At 64.9% G+C, this 22085-nt stretch carries 20 protein-coding genes; 12 read left to right on the forward strand and 8 right to left on the reverse strand.

What is annotated here, in order from left to right:
- Nucleotides 1-32 precede the first annotated feature (32 nt).
- The 5 genes from MnOB_RS26825 (at nucleotide 33) to MnOB_RS26845 (ending at nucleotide 4578) form a co-directional block, all read left to right on the forward strand.
- Nucleotides 33-323 (forward strand): c-type cytochrome, encoded by a 291-nt coding sequence (locus tag MnOB_RS26825; RefSeq protein WP_077527577.1) that lies wholly within the window; start codon nucleotides 33-35, stop codon nucleotides 321-323.
- A 51-nt stretch (nucleotides 324-374) separates the two neighbouring features.
- Nucleotides 375-980: a c-type cytochrome gene (locus tag MnOB_RS26830; protein ID WP_069081423.1), complete on the forward strand. Its 606-nt coding sequence runs from the start codon at nucleotides 375-377 to the stop codon at nucleotides 978-980.
- Between the two features lie 142 nt (nucleotides 981-1122).
- On the forward strand, nucleotides 1123-1755 hold the full coding sequence (locus tag MnOB_RS26835; RefSeq protein ID WP_077527578.1) for a thiol:disulfide interchange protein DsbA/DsbL: 633 nt from the start codon (nucleotides 1123-1125) through the stop codon (nucleotides 1753-1755).
- A gap of 16 nt (nucleotides 1756-1771) precedes the next feature.
- Complete coding sequence (locus tag MnOB_RS26840; RefSeq protein ID WP_077527579.1) at nucleotides 1772-2632, forward strand: endonuclease/exonuclease/phosphatase family protein; 861 nt, start codon at nucleotides 1772-1774, stop codon at nucleotides 2630-2632.
- Nucleotides 2633-2646: 14 nt separating this feature from the next.
- Complete coding sequence (locus tag MnOB_RS26845) at nucleotides 2647-4578, forward strand: diguanylate cyclase (protein ID WP_077527580.1); 1932 nt, start codon at nucleotides 2647-2649, stop codon at nucleotides 4576-4578.
- 5 nt (nucleotides 4579-4583) lie between these two features.
- Here MnOB_RS26845 and MnOB_RS26850 read toward each other — a convergent pair whose 3' ends face one another.
- Entirely contained in the window at nucleotides 4584-6002 is a 1419-nt protein-coding gene (locus tag MnOB_RS26850) for a DASH family cryptochrome (protein ID WP_077527581.1), read from the reverse strand.
- Nucleotides 6003-6261: 259 nt separating this feature from the next.
- On the opposite strand from MnOB_RS26850, the gene MnOB_RS26855 reads away from it, so the two are divergent.
- Together MnOB_RS26855 and MnOB_RS26860 are read left to right on the forward strand one after the other, a co-directional pair.
- Nucleotides 6262-6855 carry a MarC family protein gene (locus MnOB_RS26855; protein WP_077527582.1) on the forward strand — a complete coding sequence of 198 codons (594 nt, stop codon included), beginning with the start codon at nucleotides 6262-6264 and terminating at the stop codon, nucleotides 6853-6855.
- Nucleotides 6852-7631, forward strand: coding sequence for an N-acetylmuramoyl-L-alanine amidase (locus MnOB_RS26860; RefSeq protein WP_077527583.1), 780 nt, complete (start codon nucleotides 6852-6854; stop codon nucleotides 7629-7631). Before MnOB_RS26855 ends, MnOB_RS26860 begins: the two co-directional genes overlap by 4 nt.
- Nucleotides 7632-7706: 75 nt before the next feature.
- On the opposite strand, the gene MnOB_RS26865 is transcribed toward MnOB_RS26860, so the two are convergent.
- Together MnOB_RS26865 and algB are read right to left on the reverse strand one after the other, a co-directional pair.
- Nucleotides 7707-9482 carry a KinB sensor domain-containing domain gene (locus MnOB_RS26865; RefSeq protein WP_077527584.1) on the reverse strand — a complete coding sequence of 592 codons (1776 nt, stop codon included), beginning with the start codon at nucleotides 9480-9482 and terminating at the stop codon, nucleotides 7707-7709.
- A gap of 13 nt (nucleotides 9483-9495) precedes the next feature.
- Nucleotides 9496-10842, reverse strand: a complete 1347-nt coding sequence (gene algB, locus MnOB_RS26870) for a sigma-54-dependent response regulator transcription factor AlgB (protein WP_077527585.1) — start codon at nucleotides 10840-10842, stop codon at nucleotides 9496-9498.
- Between the two features lie 447 nt (nucleotides 10843-11289).
- On the opposite strand from algB, the gene MnOB_RS26875 reads away from it, so the two are divergent.
- From MnOB_RS26875 to MnOB_RS26885, 3 genes are all read left to right on the forward strand, one after another.
- Nucleotides 11290-11529: a hypothetical protein gene (locus MnOB_RS26875; RefSeq protein WP_077527586.1), complete on the forward strand. Its 240-nt coding sequence runs from the start codon at nucleotides 11290-11292 to the stop codon at nucleotides 11527-11529.
- Nucleotides 11530-11708: 179 nt separating this feature from the next.
- On the forward strand, nucleotides 11709-11870 hold the full coding sequence (locus MnOB_RS26880; protein ID WP_077527587.1) for a DUF1328 domain-containing protein: 162 nt from the start codon (nucleotides 11709-11711) through the stop codon (nucleotides 11868-11870).
- Between the two features lie 9 nt (nucleotides 11871-11879).
- A complete protein-coding gene (locus tag MnOB_RS26885) occupies nucleotides 11880-12344 on the forward strand; it encodes an inhibitor of vertebrate lysozyme family protein (RefSeq protein WP_077527588.1) in 465 nt (154 codons plus the stop codon).
- Between the two features lie 249 nt (nucleotides 12345-12593).
- Here MnOB_RS26885 and wrbA read toward each other — a convergent pair whose 3' ends face one another.
- Entirely contained in the window at nucleotides 12594-13190 is a 597-nt protein-coding gene (gene wrbA / locus MnOB_RS26890; protein WP_077527589.1) for an NAD(P)H:quinone oxidoreductase, read from the reverse strand.
- 307 nt (nucleotides 13191-13497) lie between these two features.
- On the opposite strand from wrbA, the gene gltP reads away from it, so the two are divergent.
- Nucleotides 13498-14820 carry a glutamate/aspartate:proton symporter GltP gene (gene gltP / locus MnOB_RS26895; protein ID WP_077527590.1) on the forward strand — a complete coding sequence of 441 codons (1323 nt, stop codon included), beginning with the start codon at nucleotides 13498-13500 and terminating at the stop codon, nucleotides 14818-14820.
- Between the two features lie 296 nt (nucleotides 14821-15116).
- On the forward strand, nucleotides 15117-16343 hold the full coding sequence (locus MnOB_RS26900) for a nucleoside recognition domain-containing protein (RefSeq protein WP_077527591.1): 1227 nt from the start codon (nucleotides 15117-15119) through the stop codon (nucleotides 16341-16343).
- Nucleotides 16344-16477: 134 nt separating this feature from the next.
- Here the strand turns inward: MnOB_RS26900 and MnOB_RS26905 are convergent, their stop codons facing one another.
- The 4 genes from MnOB_RS26905 to MnOB_RS26920 form a co-directional block, all read right to left on the reverse strand.
- Nucleotides 16478-17521 carry a DUF5924 family protein gene (locus MnOB_RS26905; protein WP_077527592.1) on the reverse strand — a complete coding sequence of 348 codons (1044 nt, stop codon included), beginning with the start codon at nucleotides 17519-17521 and terminating at the stop codon, nucleotides 16478-16480.
- Nucleotides 17522-17612: 91 nt separating this feature from the next.
- The gene (locus MnOB_RS26910) at nucleotides 17613-18116 is read right to left on the reverse strand and encodes a GNAT family N-acetyltransferase (RefSeq protein WP_158713865.1); all 504 of its coding nucleotides are present in this window, start codon (nucleotides 18114-18116) and stop codon (nucleotides 17613-17615) included.
- A 61-nt stretch (nucleotides 18117-18177) separates the two neighbouring features.
- A complete protein-coding gene (locus MnOB_RS26915) occupies nucleotides 18178-19770 on the reverse strand; it encodes a methyl-accepting chemotaxis protein (RefSeq protein ID WP_077527594.1) in 1593 nt (530 codons plus the stop codon).
- Complete coding sequence (locus MnOB_RS26920; protein ID WP_077527595.1) at nucleotides 19767-22016, reverse strand: putative bifunctional diguanylate cyclase/phosphodiesterase; 2250 nt, start codon at nucleotides 22014-22016, stop codon at nucleotides 19767-19769. The genes MnOB_RS26915 and MnOB_RS26920 overlap by 4 nt, the downstream gene beginning before the upstream one ends.
- Nucleotides 22017-22085 lie beyond the last annotated feature (69 nt).

Genomic DNA, 22085 nt, shown 5'->3' on the forward strand with positions numbered 1-22085 from the left:
ATGCGCGGCGAAGCCCCCCGATGAGGTTGATCATGAAGAAAGTACTGCTCGCTGCTAGCCTTGCGGCGCTGTCCTTCGTCGCGCAAGCGGCCCAGGATCCGGAAGCGGTTTTCAACCGGGCCTGCGGCGCCTGTCATACTGGTCAGCTGCCGATGGCGCCGAAGAAGGGCGACAAGGCTGCCTGGGAACCGCGCCTGGCCAAGGGCATGGACACTCTGGTACAGAGCGTCACCAATGGTTTGAACGCCATGCCGCCGAAAGGCCTGTGCATGGATTGCAGTGCCGAGGACTACAAGGCCGTCATCCAATGGATGAGCCAATAAAGTAGCCCGGTGCATAACACCTTTACCCTTTAGCCGTAGTTGGATTAGCTGATGAACAAAGTAATCGTGAGTCTGCTGTTGACCCTGGGCATCACCGGCATGGCCCACGCCGCAGGCGACGCCAAGGCTGGTCAGGCCAAGGCCGCAGTTTGTGGTGCCTGCCATGGCCCGGACGGCAACAGCGCTGCCCCGAACTTCCCGAAACTGGCTGGCCAGGGCGAGCGCTACCTGCTCAAGCAGATGAAGGACATCAAGGCCGGTAACCGTACCGTGCTGGAAATGACCGGCCTGCTGAACAACCTCAGCGACCAGGACCTGGCTGACATCGCCGCCTACTTCTCCAGTCAGAAGGGCAGCGTCGGCGCAGCCGATCCGAAAGTCGTCGCCCGTGGTGAAGCGCTCTTCCGTGGCGGCAAGCTGGATCAGGGCATGCCCGCCTGCACCGGCTGCCACGCTCCCGACGGCTCCGGCAACGCGGCTGCCGGCTTCCCGCACCTGGGTGGCCAGCACGCTCAGTACGTGGCCAAGCAGCTGACCGATTTCCGCGAAGGCAACCGCACCAACGATGGCGACAGCATGATCATGCGCGGCATCGCTGCCAAGCTGAGCAACAAGGACATCGAAGCGGTATCCAGCTACATCCAGGGTCTGCACTGAGACCCGTTGTCTGGAATCTGAAAGAGGGTGGCTTAGGCCACCCTTTTTCATTCTTCGGGCCGCTACAATGGCCGGAACCCGCTGTGTCGCCGCAGGTCGAAACATGGCCTTCGCGGCCCCATTACCCCTCAAGGAGTGAAGCATGCGTAACCTGATTCTTTCCGCCGTTCTTGCTGGCGCAAGCCTGCTGGGCATGAGCGCCGTCCAGGCTGACGACATCGAGGCTGGCAAGCAGTATGTCGAACTGAACAGCCCGGTTCCGGTGGCGGTTCCCGGCAAGATCGAAGTGGTGGAGCTGTTCTGGTACGGCTGCCCGCACTGCTACCAGTTCGAACCGACCCTCAATCCCTGGGCCGAAAAACTGCCGGAAGACGTCAACTTCGTGCGCATCCCCGCTATGTTCGGCGGCCTGTGGAATGTCCATGGCCAGCTCTTCATCACCCTCGAAAGCATGAAAGTCGAGCAACAGGTCCACAAGGCCGTGTTCGATGCCATCCACAAGGAAGGCAAGAAGCTCGCTACCCCGGAGGAGATGGCTGAGTTCCTCGCTGGCCAGGGTGTGGACAAGGACGCCTTCCTCAAGGCCTACAACTCCTTCGCGGTCAAAGGCCAGATGGAGAAAGCCAAGAAGCTGGCCATGGCTTACCAGATCACTGGCGTACCGACCCTGGTGGTCAACGGCAAGTACCGCTTCGACATCAGCTCCTCGGGCGGCCCGGAGCAGACCCTCAAGGTCGCCGAGCACCTGATCGAGAAGGAGCGCGCCGCGAAATAAGCGGCGCATTCGCCCGATGCTGCGACGCTGGGTGGGTGAGCGGGAGGCAGGCCCCTGCGATGCACGGGTCAACCCTCACTGCGGCAGGGGCGGGTTGCCCGCCGACGGTCGCCTGCGCCTGCTCAGCTTCAACATCCAGGTCGGCATCAGCACCGAGCGTTACCGCCATTACCTGACCCGTGGCTGGCAGCACCTGCTGCCGCACACGGGCCGCGCCGGAAACCTCCAGCGCATTGGCGACCTGTTGGGCGACTACGACCTGGTCGCCCTGCAGGAGGTCGACGGCGGCAGCCTCCGCTCCGGCTACATCAATCAGGTCGAACACCTCGCCCAGCTCGGCGCCTTCCCTTACTGGTATCAGCAGCTCAACCGCAATCTCGGGCGCATCGCCCAGCACAGCAACGGCCTGCTCAGCCGCCTGCAGCCCAGCCTGCTGGAAGACCATCCCCTGCCCGGCCCTCCCGGCCGCGGCGCGATCCTGTTGCGCTTCGGTTCGGGCAGCAATGCCCTCGCCGTGGTGATGATGCACCTGTCCCTCGGGGCCCGTACCCGTACTCGCCAGCTGGCCTACATCCGCGAGCGCGTCAGCGGCTTTCGCCACCTGGTGCTGATGGGCGACATGAACACCCACGCCAACGACCTGCTGCAGAACTCGCCCCTGCGCGACCTCGGTCTCCTGGCGCCCCAGGTCGAAGCGACGTTCCCCAGCTGGCGGCCGCAACGCTGCCTCGACCATATCCTGCTCAGTTCCAGCCTGACCCTCGAGCGCGTGGCGGTGCTCAGCCAACCCATTTCCGACCATCTGCCCGTGGCGGTGGACATTCGCCTGCCCGCTGAGCTGCAGGCCGATCTGCCCCTGGCTCTCAGCAACAACTAGCGCGGAACCCCTGCATGAGCGACGACGCCCAGCGTTGGAAAGCGAAATACCTGGAAAGCCTTGAACAGCAGGAGAAGCTCGAGAAGCGCTGGGATGCCCGCCTCGACCTGCTGCGTCGTGGCCTGGTGCGCAGCTCCCTGGCGGCCGAGGGCTCTGACAAGGCGGTTGACCAGTGCATGCAGGAGCTGCGGGAAATCATCCGCAGCGAGCAGATGGACGCCGGTCTTTCGGCGCTGATTCCGCGCTTGGAAAAGGCGGTCCTGGACTCCGAGCATCGTCGTCAGCAACGCGTGGAACAGAACGTCACCGCGCTGACCGGGATTGCCGGCCGCCTGCTTTCACTCGATCTGCCGCGTGAGGTGCGCAAAGGGATCAAGCAGTTCGCCAGGCGCATCGATGAGCGCGCGCGCCACTCCCGCGAGCTGCCAGCCCTGCTTGCCGAACTCGGGATGCTTCAGGGCCAGGCGCTGGAAGCGCTATCCAATGAAGACGCGTCGGTTGCCAAGCCCGGTCTGCTGCAGCGGCTTTTCGGCAGCAACCGCGAGGATGCGCCAGTAGCCGGGACAGAGGCCGCGACGCCCGACGTGGAACAGCGTCAGGCGCCGGTGCCGGCTCCGGCCATGGAAGCTGAAAGCGTGCCCGAGGTCGAATCGCGGATACCGGCGACCGCCATCGATCCCCTGCTCACTCCGCCGGCCGTTGCGCTCGTCGAATCCGTGCAAGCAGTCGCTGCCCCCGCTCCCGTGCGTAGCAGTGGTCTGGACAGCTTGCCGCTCTCCGCTTCCATCCTCACCGGTGACGGCAACCCCGAATACGCCCTCCCCAGCCTACCCGAGCCGGGCTACAGCGCCATCGCCCCCCATGTCGCCGACAGCCTGCGTTCACTGCTGGACGAACTGGACCTTCCGGAACATCACCAGCCGCAGGCGGCGGCACTGCGCCAACGGTTGGAAGGTGGACTGAACTGGTACGAACTGGTGCCGGTTCTGGATGATTTAGGTGTGCTTGTGCTGGCGATGACCGACAGCGGCCACCGCGAATTCGCCGGCTACCTGAAACAGCTCAACCAGCGCCTGGCACTGTTCCTCGAGCACCTGACCGCGGCTCACGAAGGTTATTCCGAGTCGCTGGACAGCGCCCGAGCCCTGGACGACCAACTGCGCGAGCAGGTCAGCGGCTTGCAGGCCAGCGTGCAGGACGCCACGGACCTCACCCACCTCAAGCAGAGCCTGGAACAGCGCCTGGACGGCCTGCTCCACACCATGAACCGCTACCAACAGCAGCGTTCGGCCCGCGAGCACGAGGTCGGCGAGCGACTGCAGGTGCTGATGACGCGGGTGTCGACCATGGAAGAAGAGGCCAAGACCTTCCAGGATAACCTCGAGGTGCAGCGCCAGAAGGCCCTGCAGGACCCGCTCACCGGGCTGCCCAACCGCGCGGCCTGGAACGAGCGCCTGGAAATCGAACTGGCGCGGCAGCAGCGCTACGGCGGCGACCTGCTGCTGGCGGTGATCGACATCGACCACTTCAAGCGCATCAACGATGGCTTCGGCCACCTCGCCGGCGACAAGGTGTTGAAGATCATCGCCGGTGAACTCCATCGGCGCCTGCGCAAGACCGACTTCATCGCCCGCTTCGGCGGCGAGGAGTTCGTCCTGCTGCTGCCTGCTACCCCTGTGGATGGCGGCGAGCAGCTGATGGAAAGCCTGCGCGTGGCCATCGAGGCCTGCCCCTTCCACTTCAAGGGCGAACGGGTGGTCATCACCCTCTCGGCCGGCCTGACATCATTGCTGGCCGGTGAGCCGAGCGACGTCGCCTTCCAGCGCGCGGACGAGGCGCTTTACCGGGCCAAGCACCAGGGGCGCAACTGCATCGAACTGTCCCTGCCGAAGCCATCGGCAGGAAGCAGCGCGCCCGACCCGCAGGGGCTGCCGCAACCGGGCTGAGTTCGTCAGGCGGCGCTTGAGATATAGGGCTTCCAGTTTTCCGGAATGTGCTCCAGGCGCGGATAATCCAGCCCGGCGAACTGCGGCTCGCTGAGCATGAACGGCGTGTGCCGCTGCTCGATCGGCAGGCTACGCAGTTCCGGTAGCCAGAGACTGACGTAGGCGGCATCCGGGTCGTACTGCCGGGCCTGGCGCAGCGCATTGAAGGCCCGCGCGCGACGCGGGTCGCTGGCCACGCCGGCGAGGTAGGCCCAGTTGCCCCAGTTGCTCGCTGGGTCGTAGTCCAGCAGGTGCTCTTCGAACCACGCCGCACCGTAGCGCCAATCCTGTTCCAGGTCGTTGACCAGGTAGGCTGCCACCACCTGCCGGCCACGGCTGGACATCCAGCCGGTCATCATCAGCTCGCGCATGTTGGCGTCCACCAGCGGCATGCCGGTGCGGCCGTTGCACCAGCGCAGGTAGCGCTCGTCAAGATTGTTCGGCGCCCGGGCGGTGGCTTTCAGCCCGTCTGCGCGGAACAGGGCACTGCCGAAACGCAGCAGTGTCCAGCGGAAGAATTCGCGCCAGAGCAATTCCATCCACAACTGCTGGGTCGATTCACTGCGGCCATGCTGCGCTTCCAGGCGATGCAGCTCGGCGGCTACCCGGCGTGGCGACAGGCTGCCATTGGCCAGCCAGGGCGACAGTTTGGATGAGTATTCGCTGCCGATCATGCCGTTGCGGGTTTCCTGATACTGGTGCACCCCCCGGGATTCCCAGAGATAGTCGCGCAGCCGCGCTTGCGCGGCAGGCTCGCCGCCGGCAAAAGGGAATGCGGTGGCCGGTGTTCCCTGCGGCTCGCCCAGCCCCAGTCGGGACAGCGTCGGCAGGGGCTCCATCAGGCTCAATGCGCCGCTGGGTAATGGCGGCAGCGTGTGCGGAACGGGACGCGGCTGGAAGACGTACAGGCGTTCGTCCATCAGGTCGCGGAACTTATTGAAGACCGAAGGCAGCTCGATCAGTGGCCGAGGCAGTTCTTCCTCGCGCAGCAGGTTGTTCCCCGGCAGCGTGGTGAACGGCACGCCCAGGGCATGACGGACACGGCGCATCTCATCGAGCTCGAAGGGCGCCATTTCATCCAGGGTGAGGACTTCGTCCAGCCCCAGGTGGTCCACCAGGGTGGGAATCACCAGTTCCGCATGGCCCTGCACCACCAGGAGCCGTGAGCCGTGCTGGCGCAGGCCGGAATCCAGGGCTGCCAGGCTTTCCAGGAGGAAGCGCGCGCGATGCACGCCCAGACGTCGCGGGCCGAGGGGCGAAGGACGGAGCAGTGCAGGGTCGAAGACGTACAGGGGCAACAGACGGTCAGCCTGGAGCGCGGCCTGGAGCGCCGGGTGGTCATCGAGCCTGAGATCCTGCTTGAACCAGAGCAGCGCGCGGCGCATGGCGGTCTTCCTCGGCGGGGATTTCCCTTAACTACAACATTACCTGCGGCAGCCATTTCCACCTCGCCGTTCATCCCGGTCTGTAGCCCCCATGTCCGATAACCGCAGTGGCATTCGGCTATAATCCGCGCCCTTTTTCTTCCGGGGCCTGCGTCCGGGGAAGATTTCGCAACAGCTTCACCACCCGCCTCAGGGTCTGCGCGCAGACGCCAGTGCAGCCGCCCATTACACTTCTGCCCATTGGTTGAGGGGAGCCCCCATGGAAATCCTAGGCATTGCCGTCCTGATCTTTCTGGTCACCGACCCCTTCGGCAACATCGCCATCTTCATTGCCGCACTCAAGGGTGTGGCCCCCGAGCGCCGTCTGCGGGTGGCGCTGCGCGAGCTGTTGTTCGCGCTGGGCTTGCTGATGCTGTTCCTCACCTTCGGTGACAAGATCCTCAGCGGCCTCGGACTTTCTCGCGAGTCCATTGCCATCGCCGGCGGCATCATCCTGTTCATCATCGCGCTGCGCCTGATCTTCCCGCGTCCCGAAGGGGTGCTCGGCGACCTGCCCGGCGGCGAGCCGATGCTGGTGCCGTTGGCCACTCCGGCAGTGGCCGGCCCGTCGGCCCTCGCCGTATTGATGACCTTGCGCAACACCCACGAGGGTGCGCTCTGGGAACTCTATGTCGCCGTGCTGCTGGCCTGGGCCTGCACCGCCCTGATCCTGCTGCAGGCCGCCTTCCTGCAACGCTTCCTCGGTGACCGGGGCCTGATGGCCGTGGAGCGCCTGACCGGCATGCTGCTGATCATGCTCAGCGTCGACATGCTGCTCGACAACCTGCAAAGCATCCTTCACCTGACTCCATGAAAACCTTTTTCCTGAGCCTCGCCCTGCTCCTGCTCGGTGGCTGCGTCGGCGGGCTGCGCATCGATGACAGCCACACCTCCGTGAGCCAGAGCAGCCGCGTGCAGTACGTGGTGCTGCACTACACCTCCACCAACATGGAAAACTCCCTGCGCCTGCTGACCCGTGACGGCGTCAGCAGTCACTACCTGGTCGGCGACCGACCGGCGAAGGTCTATCGCCTGGTGGATGAGAATCGCCGCGCCTGGCATGCGGGCGTCAGCGAATGGCAGGGGCGGACCTGGTTGAATGCCAGCACCATCGGCATCGAACTGGTCAACGACGGCTACCGCGATACGCCGGCCGGGCGCGTCTACCAGCCCTTCGGTGACGAGCAGATCGATGCGCTCATCCTGCTGCTGAAGGACATCGTGCAGCGCCACAACCTGCCCCTGGGCAGCATCATCGGCCACAGCGACATCGCGCCCCAGCGCAAGGTCGACCCGGGCCCGCTGTTCCCCTGGAAGCGCCTGGCCGACGCCGGCCTGCTGCCCTGGCCGGACGCCCGTGCGGTGGCCCGTGAGCAGTCGCGCTTCGCCACGGCCCTGCCCACGATCGGCTGGTTCCAGCAACAGCTTATTCGCCAGGGTTACAGCACACCGCAGACCGGGGTGCTGGACAGGGAAACCCGCAATGTCATCGCCGCCTTCCAGATGAAATACCGCCAACGCCTCTTCGATGGGCAGCCCGACGCCGAGACCGCCGCCCTGCTGCTGGTGCTCAACGGGATGCGGCATTAAGGGGCGAGCCGCGAATCTACCCGCTGCACGGACTTCTCTTCCTACAAGGAAAGCAGGCAGGCTCCGAGCGAGCTCCTACACCGGCAACGTCATATAGAACTGCGCACCATGGCCAGGGCGTGAATAGAGGCCGATGCGCCCGCCATGCAGTTGCACGATCTCCTTGCACAAGGCCAGGCCGAGGCCGGCTCCTCCCATGCGATGGCCAACCTGCACGAACGGCTCGAAGATTCGCGATTGCTGGCTGTAGGGCACGCCCTCGCCATCATCGGCCACGCTCACCAGCACCCGTTCGCCGTGGCGCCTGGCCTGCAGGCGGATATGTCCCCCGTTCGGACTGTGGCGGATCGCATTACCCACCAGATTGTCCAGCACGCGCTCGATCTGCAGGCGATCGAGATTCATCTGTGGCAGCGGCGGGTGCAGGTCCAGTTCGATCTCGATGCCGTGCTCGCTGGCGTGCGGCTCGAAGCGCTGGCGCAGGGCTGCCAGCAGCTCTTGAATGTCGCAGGACACGCGTTCCAGCACCTGCACTCCGCTCTGGTAGCGGGAGAAGTCCAGCAGATCGTTGATCAGCCGTACCAGCCGCTGCATTTCCTCGTCTACCGTCTTCAGCAGATCCGCCTCGCGACCGTCGGGATCGAAGTGCAGCCGCTCGTTGAGTAGACCGAACGCCATCTGCATGCCGGTGACCGGAGTACGCAGCTCATGGGAGGCACGCAACACGAACTCGTTGCGCACCCGCTCGAAGGCACGTTCCTCGGTCACATCCCGCAGCACCATCACCCCACCCTGCAGGCGTTCTTCGTCGAGAACCACCGGAACCAGCCGCCAGTTCAGCAGGCGTTGCTCGCCGTCGGCGTTTATTTCCAGGTCCTCGGGCGCTTCGTCCAGGGTTTCTCCGCGCAATACTCGCTGGGCCAGCTCGTCCATCTCTGGCCGACCGAGGGCCTGCGACAGCGATTGCCCAGGGGTGACTTCGTCCCAGGAAAGCTGTCGCTGCGCCACGGGGTTGGCGTGCTGGATGCGCCCCTGGCGATCGAGGATCAGCAAACCGTCGTCGATACTGTTAAGGACTGCATTCAGGCGCTGCTGCTCGGCCAGCAGGTTGTCGACATTGGTTTCCTTGAACATGCGCAACGCATCAGCCATCACGCCAAAGCGACGGATCAGGGTGGACACCTCATTCACCGGCGACAGGGGCAAGGTGACCCGGAAATCGCCCTTGCCCACCTGGTCGGCGGCCTTGGCCAGGGCGTCGATCGGTTCGGCGAAGCGGCGGGCCATGCTCTGGGCGGTGATGAAACCCACCACAAGCACCGCCAGGCCGAGCACCCCGAGCAGGCTTGCGACCAGCAACGCCCGGCTGCGGGCCGAGCCTTCGGCGTTCCCCACCATCGTCAGGGAATGGCGCTGCAGTTCCACCATGCTGGTGCGCAGGATGTCCAGCGAGTGACTGAAATCGTTGTCGTCCAGCAGGCTCCAGCGCAGGCTGGCGGGTTGCTGGACGACGTCGAGGAAGACCTTGTAGGACGCGGCGATACGCTGGAAATGCTCGCGGGTCTGTTCATCCGTCGTCGAGTTCAGACCCTCTTCCAGCGCGGCGAGGAATTTCTGCTGCGAGTCTTGCAACGCGGGCAGGTCCAGGTCCTTGCCCATCAGGTTGACCATTTGGTCGCCCAGATGCTGACGCATCCGCAGGCTGATATCGATGGTGGCGAAAGCCTGGTTGATCACTCGCTCCTGGGACCCCGCCATCTGCATCACGCTCACCAGACCCAGCAGCAGTCCCACCAGGGCAACGGTGATCAGCGCTGAAATGCTCAGGAACAGCCGTGTGCGCAATTGCATGGCGGCGGCCCCTTCAGAGGCCGTAGAGCTTGCGTTTGCGATACAGGGTCGAGGCATCGATACCTAGTGTGCGGGCGGCCTGGTCGAGCGTCTCGCTGCTGGCCAGAACACCGGCGATATGGGCGCGCTCCAGGTCTTCCAGACTCAGTGGCCCCCCTACCCGGGGCGAGTTGGCGGTGGGTGTGTCGCCCAGCCCGAGGTGGCTGACGTCGACCCGCTCCTGGTTGCAGATGATGCTGGCGCGCTCGATCACATTGCGCAGTTCGCGCACGTTGCCCGGCCAGCGATAGTTGAGCAGCGCCGCCGTCGCCTCTTCGCTGAAGGCCCGCGCCGGACGCGCGTATTCGCTGACGAAGCGCGCAAGGAAGCGCTCGGTGAGGTCGAGGATGTCCTCGTGGCGCTCGCGCAGGGGCGGCAGGCTCAGGGCGATCACGTTGATGCGATAGAGCAGGTCCTCGCGGAAGCGGCCGTCGCGAACCATCTCGTCCAGGTCGAGGTTGGTGGCCGCGAGGATGCGCACGTCGGCCCGGCGAGTCACCGGGTCGCCCACCCGTTCGTACTCCTTGTCCTGGATGAAGCGCAGCAGCTTGGGCTGGAGGCTCAGGGGGAAATCGCCGATCTCGTCGAGGAACAGCGTCCCGCCATCGGCCTGGCTGACCCGGCCCAGGGTACTTTCGTTGGCGCCGGTGAAGGCGCCCCGATTGTGTCCGAACAGCTCGCTTTCCATCAGGTCAGCGGAAAGCGAAGGGCAATTGATGGTGACGACGGCCTTCTTCGCGCGCTTGCTCCAGCCATGGATGGCGCGGGCCAGTTCGCCCTTGCCGGTGCCCGATTCGCCAAGAATGAGAATGTTGGCGTCGGTGGCGGCGACCTGTCGCGCTGTTTCCAGCACGGCCATCATCGCCGGACTCTGGGAAAACAGTCCGTCACCTGCACGGCGCACTTCACCTTCCAGGGCCTCCAGGCGCGCCGTCAGCTGTCGTAGTTCCAACTGCTTCGCTGCGGCCATGCGCAACTGGTCCGGACTGCAGGGCTTGACCAGGTAGTCGGCCGCGCCGGATTGCATCGCATCCACCGCCGTATCGACCGCCGAGTGCGCGGTGACGATCACCACGCGCATCCACGGCGCCTGCACCCGCATGAGGGCCAGGACGTCCAGTCCATTGTCATCGCCCAGGCGCAGGTCGAGGAAGCACAGGTCGAAGACCTGTCTCTGCAGAATCGCCTCCGCCTGCGCTGCATTCGTGGCCGTGGCGACGCTGTAGCCCTCGTCCTCCAGGCAGTAACGAAAGGTTCGGAGGATGGCGGCTTCGTCATCCACCAGCAGGATTCGTCCCTGGTTCTCGGTTACCTGTTCCATGCTCTCGCTCCATTTCCGAGTCATAGAAAGTTAGTCCAAGAATTGTCGTGCAAGTTGCACGCGTTTTTCCTACAGGCATTGCAGCATGCAAGTGTAGGAAGCCCTGGTTGAAACGCTAACAGGTTGATTAGCAAGAGAATCTCTTCAGGAATGAGGCTGGCACAGCCCTTGCGATAGTCCCAATACCTGAAGATGCATTGGCCTTTTTACCTCTTGTGACCCATGCATCCTTCAGGAGAACTCTGCCTGGGACAGGGAGGTTCCGGGCCTTTTATCAGCATGCAATTTGCCCGAGGAGCAGCACCAGACCGTGCAAAGTGCCGGCAGGCCGCTTCGGGGCGCTGAGATAATCCATTGAGTGGGAAAGAGTTTTCGAAGGGCCACGAATGGCGCGAGCCATGCATCCGAGTCACGAGGCCACCAATCCACCCGAGGGAGGATTCGAGGATGAAAGGTTTCCAGTGGTTGTCGTCCAGATGGTTGATGGTCCTTCTCATCGGGCTAGCGGTGGTGCTTGGCATATATGCCGAACATCACCTGCGCGAGCGCATCCAGCCTGCGCCTGTTCAGGTTCCCGCAGCAGAACAAAGCAGCCGCGTGGCTCCGATTCGCGCTGATGGGCCGCTGCATGAAGTGAGTCAGCGAATGTGGACCGAATCCCGCGCCCAGTCGCGCTGGGTCTTCTGATCTGGAGGCATCGCGATGTGGAGCCTTGCCCTCGCCCTGACTACCGCGCTGTGTTGCATCGTCATGTTGCGCAGCGCTCGCCAACGGTGTGCAACACCCACCGACGCTGCGCCCTGCGTCGTGCCGGTGGTCCTTGCGCAATGGCGCAGACAACACCGAAGCCACAAAGGAGAAAGACCATGCTGAGTTGGGCACTTACTTTCCTGGTCATCGCAATCGTCGCCGCCGTACTGGGTTTTGGCGGTATTGCCGGAACCGCCGCGGGCATCGCGAAGATACTGTTCGTCGTCTTCCTGGTCTTGTTCGTGGTGTCCTTCATCATGGGCCGGCGAGCCCCTTGAGGAGGTTTCATGGACAACTCGATCAAGGCGGTTGCCGCCTTGCTCCTGGGGCTGGCCAGCGCTCAAGCGCTGGCCGTCGACACGGATGCGCAGCACCGACTCAACGAACTGCTCGGCAGCGACCCTGAGTATCAGGACACCTGGCAGGAGTTGGTGCGAGACGAAAGCCGACTGCCCGAATGGGTAATGAACCTTTCAGGTACTGCACCGCCAATGAAGGCGGTGGAGGACGAGGGCGACAAGTTTCTGGTGGGGGAGCTGTGTGAAGCCAACAACTGCTTCAACCAGCGCCTCTATGTTGCCTTCAGCTGGAACAAGGAAGACGCCTGGGCACTCTATGTGCAGTTGCCGGACGGCTTGCCATCCGACAAGTCGCCCAGTCGACATGCCAGTTACCGCTGGCTCGGCGAGCCGGACCAAGAGGTCCGACGCATTCTCGACGAGCAATTGAAAGCGGACCCGAACTGGTACTGAGGACCGAAGGATCAAGGCCTGGCGACGGGCCGATAGACCAAGGGGCCGGGTTGTTCCGCGTCTTCTGGAGCGGCGTGACCTAGGGGCAGAAGGGGTGCCTCCGCAACCACGCGGGCCGGGTCGGGCGAGCTGCTGCCGGGAGCTGGCATTGCTCCAGCTCCCGGTGGGCAGCGGAGAGCGCCACACCTATCGGGGATGCTGCGCATCCTTTGGCGAATGAATTCGCCCCTACAGGTTGTTCACCTTCCTTTACTGCATCTTGCTCACCAATGTCGCCACATGGGCGCCCTGGAATTTCGCCAGGGACAACTCTTTGGCGCTGGGCTGGCGCGAGCCATCGCTGCCGGCCACCGTGGCCGCGCCATAGGGCGAGCCGCCGCGCAGTTCACTGATATCGCTCAGCTCGGGTGCCGAGTAAGGCAGCCCGGCGAGCAGCATTCCGTGATGCGCCAACGTGTGCCAGAACGAGGTGATGGTGGTTTCCGAGCCGCCGCCGGTACCGGTGGAGGTGAAGACGCTGCCGATCTTGCCGATCAGTGCGCCCTTCACCCAGAGCCCGCCAGTCTGGTCGAGGAAGCTGCGCATCTGCGCGCTCATGTTGCCAAAGCGCGTCGGCGTGCCGAACAGGATCGCATCGTAGTCCGCCAGTTCCTGCGGGCTCGCCACGGGGGCGGCCTGATCCAGCTTGGCGCCGGCCTTACGGGCTACATCCTCGGGCATGGTTTCCGGCACGCGCTTGAGGGTCACTTCCACCCCGGACACGCTGCGGGCACCTTCGGCGACGGATTCCGCCATGCGTTCGATATGACCGTACATCGAGTAATACAGCACCAGGACCTTCTTCATTGCCGCTCTCCATTCATCCATAGACTGGCAGCCCGATCGGGCCGGACCCAGTGAGCCTAGATGGCACGCACGCAGTTTGCCGTCGCCCTTCGCGGGAAATTGCCATGCCGGAAATGTCAGTTGGATATCGCTGGAACCATGGTTCCATCTCGTTTTGGTTATGCCGATTCGGCATGGGGTAGGCGGTTACGGCATTAGACGATCGTTAGCTCCCTATGAATCATGTCGCCCCTTTTTTGCGGTCCGCTCGGTCATCCCGGACGGTGCCGTACTCCCGACTTCCAAAAGAAATCAGAGGGTGACGACTATGACCAAGGCCAGACTGAGCCTCGCGTGGCAGATTCTCATCGGGCTGGTGCTGGGTATCGCCATCGGCGCCCTGCTCAACCACTTCAGTGCCGAGAAGGCCTGGTGGATCGCCAACGTCCTGCAACCGGCCGGTGACATCTTCATCCGCCTGATCAAGATGATCGTCATTCCGATCGTCATCGCTTCGCTGGTCGTCGGCATCGCCGGCGTGGGTGACGCGAAGAAGCTGGGACGTATTGGTCTGAAGACCATCCTCTACTTCGAGATCATCACCACGGTGGCGATCGTCGTCGGCCTGCTGCTGGCCAACTTCTTCCAGCCCGGCACCGGCATCGACATGAGCACCCTGGGCACGGTGGACATCTCCAAGTACCAGCAGACCGCCCAGGAAGTGCAGCACGACCACGCGCTGATCTCGACCCTGCTGAACCTGATCCCCTCCAACATCTTCGCCGCCGTGGCCCGGGGCGAGATGCTGCCGATCATCTTCTTCTCGGTGATGTTCGGCCTTGGCCTGTCGAGCCTGCCGAGTGAGACCCGCGAGCCGGTGGTGAAGGTGTTCCAGGGCGTTTCCGAGACCATGTTCAAGGTCACCCACATGATCATGGCCTACGCCCCCATTGGCGTATTCGCGCTGATCGCCGTGACCGTGGCCAACTTCGGCTTCGCCTCCCTGCTGCCGCTGGCCAAGCTGGTGGTGCTGGTGTACTTCGCCATCGCCTTCTTCGCCTTCATGGTCCTCGGCCTGGTGGCGCGCCTATTCGGCTTCTCGATCATCAAGCTGATGCGTATCTTCAAGGACGAACTGATCCTCGCGTACTCCACCGCCAGCTCCGAAACCGTGCTGCCGCGCATCATCGAGAAGATGGAAGCCTACGGCGCACCGCGTGCGATCAGCAGCTTCGTGGTTCCCACCGGCTACTCCTTCAACCTCGATGGTTCGACCCTGTACCAGAGCATCGCGGCCATCTTCATCGCCCAGCTCTACGGCATCGACCTGAGCATCAGCCAGCAGCTCCTGCTGGTGCTGACCCTGATGGTCACCTCCAAGGGCATCGCCGGTGTGCCGGGCGTTTCCTTCGTGGTCCTGCTGGCCACCCTGGGCAGCGTCGGCATTCCGCTGGAAGGCCTGGCCTTCATCGCCGGTGTCGACCGCATCATGGACATGGCCCGCACCGCCCTGAACGTGATCGGCAATGCCCTGGCCGTACTGGTCATCGCCAAGTGGGAAGGCATGTACGACGCGGAGAAGGGCCAGCGCTACCTGGCTTCCCTGCCGAGCGCCGAAGTTTCGCCCAAGGGGCGTGCGGCCATTGATTGATCCGCTGAAGTGATCGAAAGGAAAGCCCCGACTTGGTCGGGGCTTTTTTTGTGGGTGCCCAGGCGCAAGTTCCAGCAGGGGCTCAACTGCCCTCACCCCAACCCTCTCCCAGAGGGAGAGGGAGATGATCGTGCAGGCTGACACGAATTTGCCAATCGCGAGTCACCCCTCTCCCTCCGGGAGAGGGGCCGGGGGTGAGGGAAGCTGGATTCGCACGGACTCAAGGACAGATTGAATTCGCCCCTGCGGCTACACCCCCGCTAGAATCCGCCTCACTGTTTTCTGGGGGACTGCAAATGCTCAACGGCCTGTGGCTGAGCTTCTTCCTGGTGGCGGCGGTGGCCGCACTGGGACGCTGGATCGGTGGCGACCCGGGTGTCTGGGCGGCGATGGTGGAAAGCCTGTTCGCCATGGCCAAGCTCTCGGTCGATGTGATGATCCTGCTGTTCGGCACGCTGACGTTGTGGCTGGGTTTCCTGCGCATCGCCGAGCGGGCCGGCCTGGTGGATATCCTCGCGCGCCTGCTCGGCCCGCTGTTCGCACGCCTGATGCCGGAGGTGCCACGTGGCCACCCGGCGCTCGGCCTGGTCACCCTGAGCTTCACCGCCAACGGCCTTGGCCTGGACAACGCGGCCACGCCCATCGGCCTCAAGGCGATGAAGGCGTTGCAGGAACTGAATCCCAGCAGCACCTCGGCGAGCAACGCCCAGGTGCTGTTCATGGTGATGAACGCCTCCTCCTTCGTGCTGCTGCCGGTGACCATCTTCATGTACCGCGCCCAGGCCGGTGCCACTGATCCGGCCCTGGTGTTCCTGCCGATCCTCCTGGCCAACGCGATCTCCACCATGACGGCGCTGCTGTCGGTGGCGTTCATGCAGCGGATCAAACTGACCGACCCGGTTCTGCTCGCGTGGTTCGGCGGAGCCGCGCTGCTGCTCGGCGGCTTCATGGCGGTGCTGGCCGGTCTTTCGGCGACGGCGCTGACGGCGCTGTCCTCCCTGCTCGGCAACCTCACCCTGTTCGCCCTGATCCTCAGCTTCCTGGTGATGGGTGCGCTGAAGAAGGTGCCGATCTACGAGGCCTTCGTGGAAGGTGCGAAGGAAGGCTTCGACGTAGCGAAGAACCTCCTGCCCTACCTGGTCGCCATGCTCTGCGCCGTGGGTGCGCTGCGGGCCTCGGGCGCGCTGGATCAACTGCTCGACGTGATCCGCTGGGTAGTCGAAGGACTGGGACTGGACAGCCGCTTCGTTGAGGCCCTGCCGACGGGGCTGGTCAAACCCTTCTCCGGCAGTGCCGCCCGCGCCATGCTGATCGAGACGATCCAGACCCAGGGCGTCGACAGCTTCCCCGCCCTGGTGGCCGCCACCATGCAGGGCAGCACCGAAACCACCTTCTACGTCCTGGCCGTGTACTTCGGCTCGGTGGGCATCCAGCGCGCCCGCCACGCCGTGGGCTGCGCGCTGCTGGCGGACCTGTCCGGCGTCATCGCGTCCATCGGCGTCTGCTACTGGTTCTTCGGCTGAGCCGCCGGTTCGACGGGGCATGCGGTGTCAGTCAGGACCGTAGGGTGCGCTGTGCGCACCGGTTCCGGGATTGGCTTCGGCATCACGTGAAACCTCCGGTGCGCACGGCGCACCCTACCGCTTCGGCCTGATGCTCAATGGGGCTTGGGCGGCAGCTCGGACGGCGTGACCTTGAAGCGCAGCGTACCGATCATCTGTCCGGCTTCAGTCAGCACCTGCACCTGCCAGCGACCCGCCGGATTGCCGGGGAAGTTCTGCTTGTGGGTCCAGGCGCGGTAGCCGGCTTCGCGGCCGCCGTGGATGTTCAGGGCAATGCGGTCCACTTCGCGGCCATTGAAGCGCCACACGTGGTAGATGCGTTCGTTCAGCCCGCGCGGGGCGTTGATCGCGGTGTAGGCGTAAAGCCCCTTGCTGCGCAGCTCGGCGGCGCTGACTTCTTCCACACCATCGCCCGGTGTGCGCTGGTGGTTATCCATGTTCGGCGTCACCGCAACTTCGGTCAGCCAGAGGGTCGCGGGGGGTACCCAGATGCGCGTGACCCAGCCCAGCCCGCCGAGGGCCAGGGTTAATCCCAGCAGCCCCACTACGCGCCACCAGCGCTGCCCGCGGATTACCCCGAACAGACTGACGAAGGATAGTGCGACGGCGGTGCCCAGAGCCCAGCGGTAGCTCTGCGCGGTGGTCAGCTGAAGGATCAGCGGCAGCGCTGCCAGCAGCACGGCGAACAACGTCAGCGTGTGATAGGCGAGGAACAGCCAGCGGCGCGGCGCCAGATGGCGGTTGTAGATCGGGTCGGTGATGGAACAGATCGCCGCCACGCCCAGCAGCCCGGTGAACAAGGCCTGGCCGCTGTTCCAGCTGGTGGTGATGGCGAAGAACGGCAGCACGAAGAACAGGCTTTCCTGGTGGATCAGCTGGGTCAGGAAGCGCATCAGCGGTGGTGGTAGTTCGACGCCGAAGACTCGCTCGATGCCGCGCCGGAAAATGTTCTCCAGCATCAGCCAGAGCCAGCTCACCAGCAGCAGGATGGCGATCACCTTGGCCACCCGCGCGCCCCGCTCCACCAGGAAGAAGCTCGCCATGCCGGAGCAGAAGCCGTACAGCGCGATCAGCCGGGGATGGCGTTGCAGCAGCTCGATGAGCTTCAGCACGTGGGGTTTGAAGGTGGACAGCAGCATCGGTCGCAACAGGACGTGGGGGAGGCGCGCAGGATACTGCCCACCGGAAGCCCTGAGAAGGCGCGTTGGACCTGCGCTGACGGCCTGCCGCTCAGTCCAGCAGCAAGCGCATCTTCTGTGGCTGGTCGGGGCGTCCGTTGGGCAAGGTGACGGGAGGCAGGTCTTCGACCCAACGGAAGGCGAAGCGCTGGTAGAGGCGAATCGCCGCGTCATTGGATTTCAGCACTGCCAGTTCCACGCGGCGCATGTGTTGTCGACGGCAGTGCGCGAGGGCCGCCTCCATCAATTGCCCACCCAGGCCCCGGCCGCGATGGGCCTTCCTCACCTGCATGCCGAGCACGCCGAAGTCTTCGCCCGAGCCGTCCTCCATGAGGCACAGGCTGGCCGGGAAAATCTCGATGGAGCCCACCAGCTCACCTTCGTCATCGACGACGAACTGCGGCAGGTCCAGCGGCAGCGAACGCAGGAGCAGCGCACGCATCTGCTCAAGGGGCGGCGCCTCGGCGCGCAGCAGGTACTCGCCTTCGGCGCTGACCTCGGCGAGCAGCCGGTGCAAGGCCTCGATATCGCTGATGCGCAGTTTCCTGATCGACATGGGCGTACTGCTCCGGGGAATTGCTGGCACTCTCCCCCAGGGCTCGTTGTCTGGCAATGCCTCAAGCGTGCCGGTGGCGCCTCTCCCAGAATTGCTGGGCCAGCGCCTGCAGGTCCGCCGCCAGCTCCGCCACCTGGTGGGCGCTGTTCTGGCTGTGGCCACTGCTTTCGGCATTGCTGTCGGCGGCAATGCGGATGCTCGCCAGGCTGTGCTGGATTTCCTCACTGGCGGCGCTCTGCTGCTCCACTGCGCTGGCGATCTGCAGGCTCATGCTGCTGATTTCGCTGACCTGGCCGTTGATCCGTGCCAGGGAATCGCTGGCGCGCAACGCCTGTCCCAAACTCTCGGATGCCTGCCGGCAACTCCGCTGCATCGCCTCCACGGCATCGCCGGTGCCCTGTTGGAGCCTGGCGATCAGTGTGTGGACCTCTTCTGTGGAGTGTCGGGTCCGCGAAGCCAGGGCACGCACCTCGTCGGCGACCACCGCGAAACCCCGACCGGCCTCGCCCGCACGGGCCGCCTCGATAGCGGCGTTAAGGGCCAACAGGTTGGTCTGTTCGGCGATGCTGCGGATCACTTCCAGGATCTGGCTGATATCGCCACTGTGGCTGCGCAATTCCTGCACGGCGCAGCTGGCCTGGCGCACCTCTTCCTCGAGGCTGGCGATGTGCAGGCGGGTGGCATCCACTTCCTCCCGGCCAGCGCTCGCGGCGGCGTCGGTCTGATCGGCGGCGGTGGCGCCTTGCTGGGCGCTGCGCGCCACTTCCTGGACGCTGCAGGCCATCTGCTCGATGGCACTGGCGACATGCTCGGTATCCTGCTGCTGGCGGCGGGTCGCCTCGCTGGTGCTGGTCACCGACGACGCCAGGTGCCCGGCATGGCCCGCCAGCTGCCGCGCGGATTCGGCGATACGCCCGACCACGGCGCCCGCCTCGGTTTCCAGCATGCGCATGGCGAAGTCGAGTTCGCCGAATTCGTCGGTCCGGCCGCAATAGAGCCACTGCCCGATAGGGTTGTCAGCGATGCGCCTGGCCTTGTCCAGTAGTGCGCTCAGGGCGCGCAGCTGCCAGTGGATCCAGGCACCACAGGCCCCGAGGCTGGCGAGGGCGGCGGGAACCTCGGCGAAGGGCAGCATGCCGTCGAGTATCAGGGCGAGGCCAAGGCCGGAGAGGCCGGCGGCTCCGCAACCCGCCAGCAGGCGTGCACGCAGGCCCAGGAGCGGACGCCGCAGGGCGCTTGGCCGGCGCCCCTCCCGCAGGCTTGCGTAGAGCTGTTCCGCCGCCGCGGACTGGATGGCGTCGGGTCGGGTCCGCACCGACTGGTATTCCACCACCTTCCCGTCCTGCACTACCGGCGTGACATAGGCACTGACCCAGTAGTGGTCGCCGTTCTTGCAGCGGTTCTTCACCAGCCCCATCCAGCTGCGGCCGCCCTTGAGGGTTTGCCAGAGATGGGCGAAGGCTTGCGGCGGCATGTCCGGGTGACGCACCAGGTTGTGGCTGCGCCCCAGCAGTTCCTCGCGGTCGAAGCCGCTGATGGCCAGGAAATCATCGTTGACGTGGGTGATGATCCCTTTCAGGTCCGTGGTGGAGAGGATGTTGGCGTTGGCGTCGAACTCGACCGCCCGTCCGCTGACCGGCAAGTTGATCTTCATCGGCTGCTCCCCTGGCTATCTTCGCGGGTCCTGGTGGCCGGGCCTGGCAGACATTCTTCGCCTTCGAACCCCTCCTCTCCCAGCAGCAGCGGTTCGAGCAGGTCCGGTGGCCGTGGGCGGCTGAACCAGAACCCTTGCGCGTAGCGGCAGTCCTGGCCAAGCAGGAAATCCAGGTGCGCCGGGTCTTCGACGCCCTCGGCCACCACTTCCAGGCCGAGGCTGCGGCCCAGGCCGATGATGGCTCGGGAGATGGCGTTCAGTTCGGGGTCGTGCGGCGCGCCGCTGATGAAGCTGCGGTCGACCTTGAGGATTTGCAGCGGGAAGCGCTTCAGGTAACCGAGTGAGGAATAGCCGGTGCCGAAGTCGTCCAGGGCCAGGCGGACCCCGAGCACGGCCAGTTCGCGAAGGCACGCCAGGGTCTCGGCGCTGTCCTGCATCAGCAGGCTCTCGGTGATCTCCAGCACCAGGCAGGTGGGGCGCAGCCCGCTCTCGCGCAGGATGGACGCGACGCGCTGGGCGAATCCCGGTTGGAGCAGCTGTCGGCTGGAGAGATTCACCGAGCAACACAGGTCCTCTTGGCCGGCCAGTTGCCAATGGCGGGTCTGCCGGCAGGCTTCCCGCAGCACCCAGTCGCCCACTGCGATGATCTCGCCGGATTCCTCCAGCGCGGGAATGAACTGCAGTGGCGATTCGAGCCGGCCGTTCCGGCGCCAGCGCAGCAGGGCCTCGACCGCGGTGACCTGTGGCCGGCTGCCATCGATGCGGCAGATCGGTTGGTAATGCAGTTCGAACTCGTCGCGGGCCAGCGCATGGGCCAGGGCGTTGTGCAGGTCCAGGCGCTTCTGCGCGGCGGCCTGCAGTTCGGTGCTGTAGCGGGCGAACTGGGCCTTGCCGGCTTCCTTGGCGCGGTACAGGGCCAGGTCAGCCGCTTGAAGGGTATCCACTGCTTGTCCCTCGGCCAGCAGCCCGGTAATGCCGATGCTGGCGCTGACCGCCAGGCTGTGGTCGTCCAGGTGCAGGGGCTGGTGCAGGCTGTCGAGCATGCGCTGGGCGACCTGTTCGGCGTCGGCCAGGCAGGCCAGGTCGTCCAGCAGCACCACGAACTCGTCGCCGCCGAACCGCACCAGGTGGTCCCCCGGACGCAGGCAGCGGGATAGTCGCTGGCTCACCTCCACCAGCACACGGTCGCCCATGGCGTGGCCCAGGCTGTCGTTGATCAGCTTGAAGCGGTCGAGGTCGATGAACAGCAGCCCTGCCTCCCTTGCCCCGGGGCGCTGGCGCCGTTGCAGTGCCTGTTGCAGCAATTCGTCCAGGCGCAGCCGGTTGGCCAAGCCGGTCAGGGGATCGTGGCGGGCGGCGTGGCGCAGTTGCTGTTCGGAGAGCTTGCGCTGGCTGATGTCGGTCTGCGAACCGGCCATGCGCCCTGCTTCCGCCACGCCGCGTACCAGCACCCAGAGGTAGGCGCCGTCGCGGCGGCGGATGCGGTACTCATGATTCAGCCAGGGCGTGTCGCCGCGCAGGTGGGCATCCACCGATTGGCGCAGACCCGGCAGGTCGTCCGGATGGACCCGCCCGAACCAGCTGGCGCTGCCTTCGCCCAGGCTGTCGCGGCCGAGGCCGAGCATCGCCGCCCAGCGTTCGGAGAGGTAGATCCGGTCTGTTTCCAGGTCCCAGTCCCAGAGGCCGTCGTTGGCTCCGCGCAGCGCCCGGGCGAAGCGCGCTTCGCTGTCCTCCAGGGCCTGGCGTTGTGCGCTGCTGTAAGTGTCGATGGCCAGTGTCATGTCGAAGAACACCGCCTTCAGCAGGCTGGCGTAGATGGATTGGTCCGCGCCTTCGCCCAGCAGTGCGCCGAGCATGTGGTCCAGGTACAGGCGGTAGGCGCCCAGGTACCACTTGAGGTCCACCCCCACGTGCTGGTGCACCAGGCCCACGCGCAACCGGTCGAGCACGTAGCCACGGTCGTAGGGGCCGCGCCAGAGCCGCTGGTAGTAGTCGAGCTGGCTGTGCTTGAGGCGTTGAAGGGTGACGGGATCGTGGAGGACGCCGGCGATGGGCTCGAACTGCGCCAGATGGTCGTACAGGCGTTCGACGAAGGACTGGTGGCAGTCGTCCAGGCTCGCGCCCCGGCTGGCCAGGTGCGCCGCGTCCTTGTCCTGCCAGTCCAGGTAGCGGCAGCGCATCGTGACTTCCGTGCGTGACAGGCCGATGCGGCCGAGCATTCCCTCGAGTTGTCGTTCCAGGCCCATGCATCCTCCCTTGGAAGTTTTCTGCGGGCATAAAAAAAGCGCCGTGATCGGCATCCCCCGGAGGAGATG

It is taken from the genome of Metapseudomonas resinovorans (assembly GCF_002003485.1).
Lineage (GTDB): Bacteria > Pseudomonadota > Gammaproteobacteria > Pseudomonadales > Pseudomonadaceae > Metapseudomonas > Metapseudomonas resinovorans_D.

Bases quoted from the DNA above. Each gene is read 5' to 3' on its own strand.
- algB (WP_077527585.1), bottom strand. From the start codon at position 10,842: ATGGAACAGGTAACCGAGAACCAGGGACGAATCCTGCTGGTGGATGAC.
- MnOB_RS26825 (WP_077527577.1), top strand. From the start codon at position 33: ATGAAGAAAGTACTGCTCGCTGCTAGCCTTGCGGCGCTGTCCTTCGTC.
- MnOB_RS26920 (WP_077527595.1), bottom strand. From the start codon at position 22,016: ATGGGCCTGGAACGACAACTCGAGGGAATGCTCGGCCGCATCGGCCTG.
- gltP (WP_077527590.1), top strand. From the start codon at position 13,498: ATGACCAAGGCCAGACTGAGCCTCGCGTGGCAGATTCTCATCGGGCTG.
- MnOB_RS26900 (WP_077527591.1), top strand. From the start codon at position 15,117: ATGCTCAACGGCCTGTGGCTGAGCTTCTTCCTGGTGGCGGCGGTGGCC.
- MnOB_RS26850 (WP_077527581.1), bottom strand. From the start codon at position 6,002: ATGCGCCGCGCGCTGCTCTGGTTCAAGCAGGATCTCAGGCTCGATGAC.
- wrbA (WP_077527589.1), bottom strand. From the start codon at position 13,190: ATGAAGAAGGTCCTGGTGCTGTATTACTCGATGTACGGTCATATCGAA.
- MnOB_RS26885 (WP_077527588.1), top strand. From the start codon at position 11,880: ATGGACAACTCGATCAAGGCGGTTGCCGCCTTGCTCCTGGGGCTGGCC.
- MnOB_RS26880 (WP_077527587.1), top strand. From the start codon at position 11,709: ATGCTGAGTTGGGCACTTACTTTCCTGGTCATCGCAATCGTCGCCGCC.
- MnOB_RS26855 (WP_077527582.1), top strand. From the start codon at position 6,262: ATGGAAATCCTAGGCATTGCCGTCCTGATCTTTCTGGTCACCGACCCC.
- MnOB_RS26835 (WP_077527578.1), top strand. From the start codon at position 1,123: ATGCGTAACCTGATTCTTTCCGCCGTTCTTGCTGGCGCAAGCCTGCTG.
- MnOB_RS26860 (WP_077527583.1), top strand. From the start codon at position 6,852: ATGAAAACCTTTTTCCTGAGCCTCGCCCTGCTCCTGCTCGGTGGCTGC.
- MnOB_RS26845 (WP_077527580.1), top strand. From the start codon at position 2,647: ATGAGCGACGACGCCCAGCGTTGGAAAGCGAAATACCTGGAAAGCCTT.
- MnOB_RS26830 (WP_069081423.1), top strand. From the start codon at position 375: ATGAACAAAGTAATCGTGAGTCTGCTGTTGACCCTGGGCATCACCGGC.
- MnOB_RS26915 (WP_077527594.1), bottom strand. From the start codon at position 19,770: ATGAAGATCAACTTGCCGGTCAGCGGACGGGCGGTCGAGTTCGACGCC.
- MnOB_RS26905 (WP_077527592.1), bottom strand. From the start codon at position 17,521: ATGCTGCTGTCCACCTTCAAACCCCACGTGCTGAAGCTCATCGAGCTG.
- MnOB_RS26865 (WP_077527584.1), bottom strand. From the start codon at position 9,482: ATGCAATTGCGCACACGGCTGTTCCTGAGCATTTCAGCGCTGATCACC.
- MnOB_RS26840 (WP_077527579.1), top strand. From the start codon at position 1,772: ATGCTGCGACGCTGGGTGGGTGAGCGGGAGGCAGGCCCCTGCGATGCA.
- MnOB_RS26910 (WP_158713865.1), bottom strand. From the start codon at position 18,116: ATGTCGATCAGGAAACTGCGCATCAGCGATATCGAGGCCTTGCACCGG.
- MnOB_RS26875 (WP_077527586.1), top strand. From the start codon at position 11,290: ATGAAAGGTTTCCAGTGGTTGTCGTCCAGATGGTTGATGGTCCTTCTC.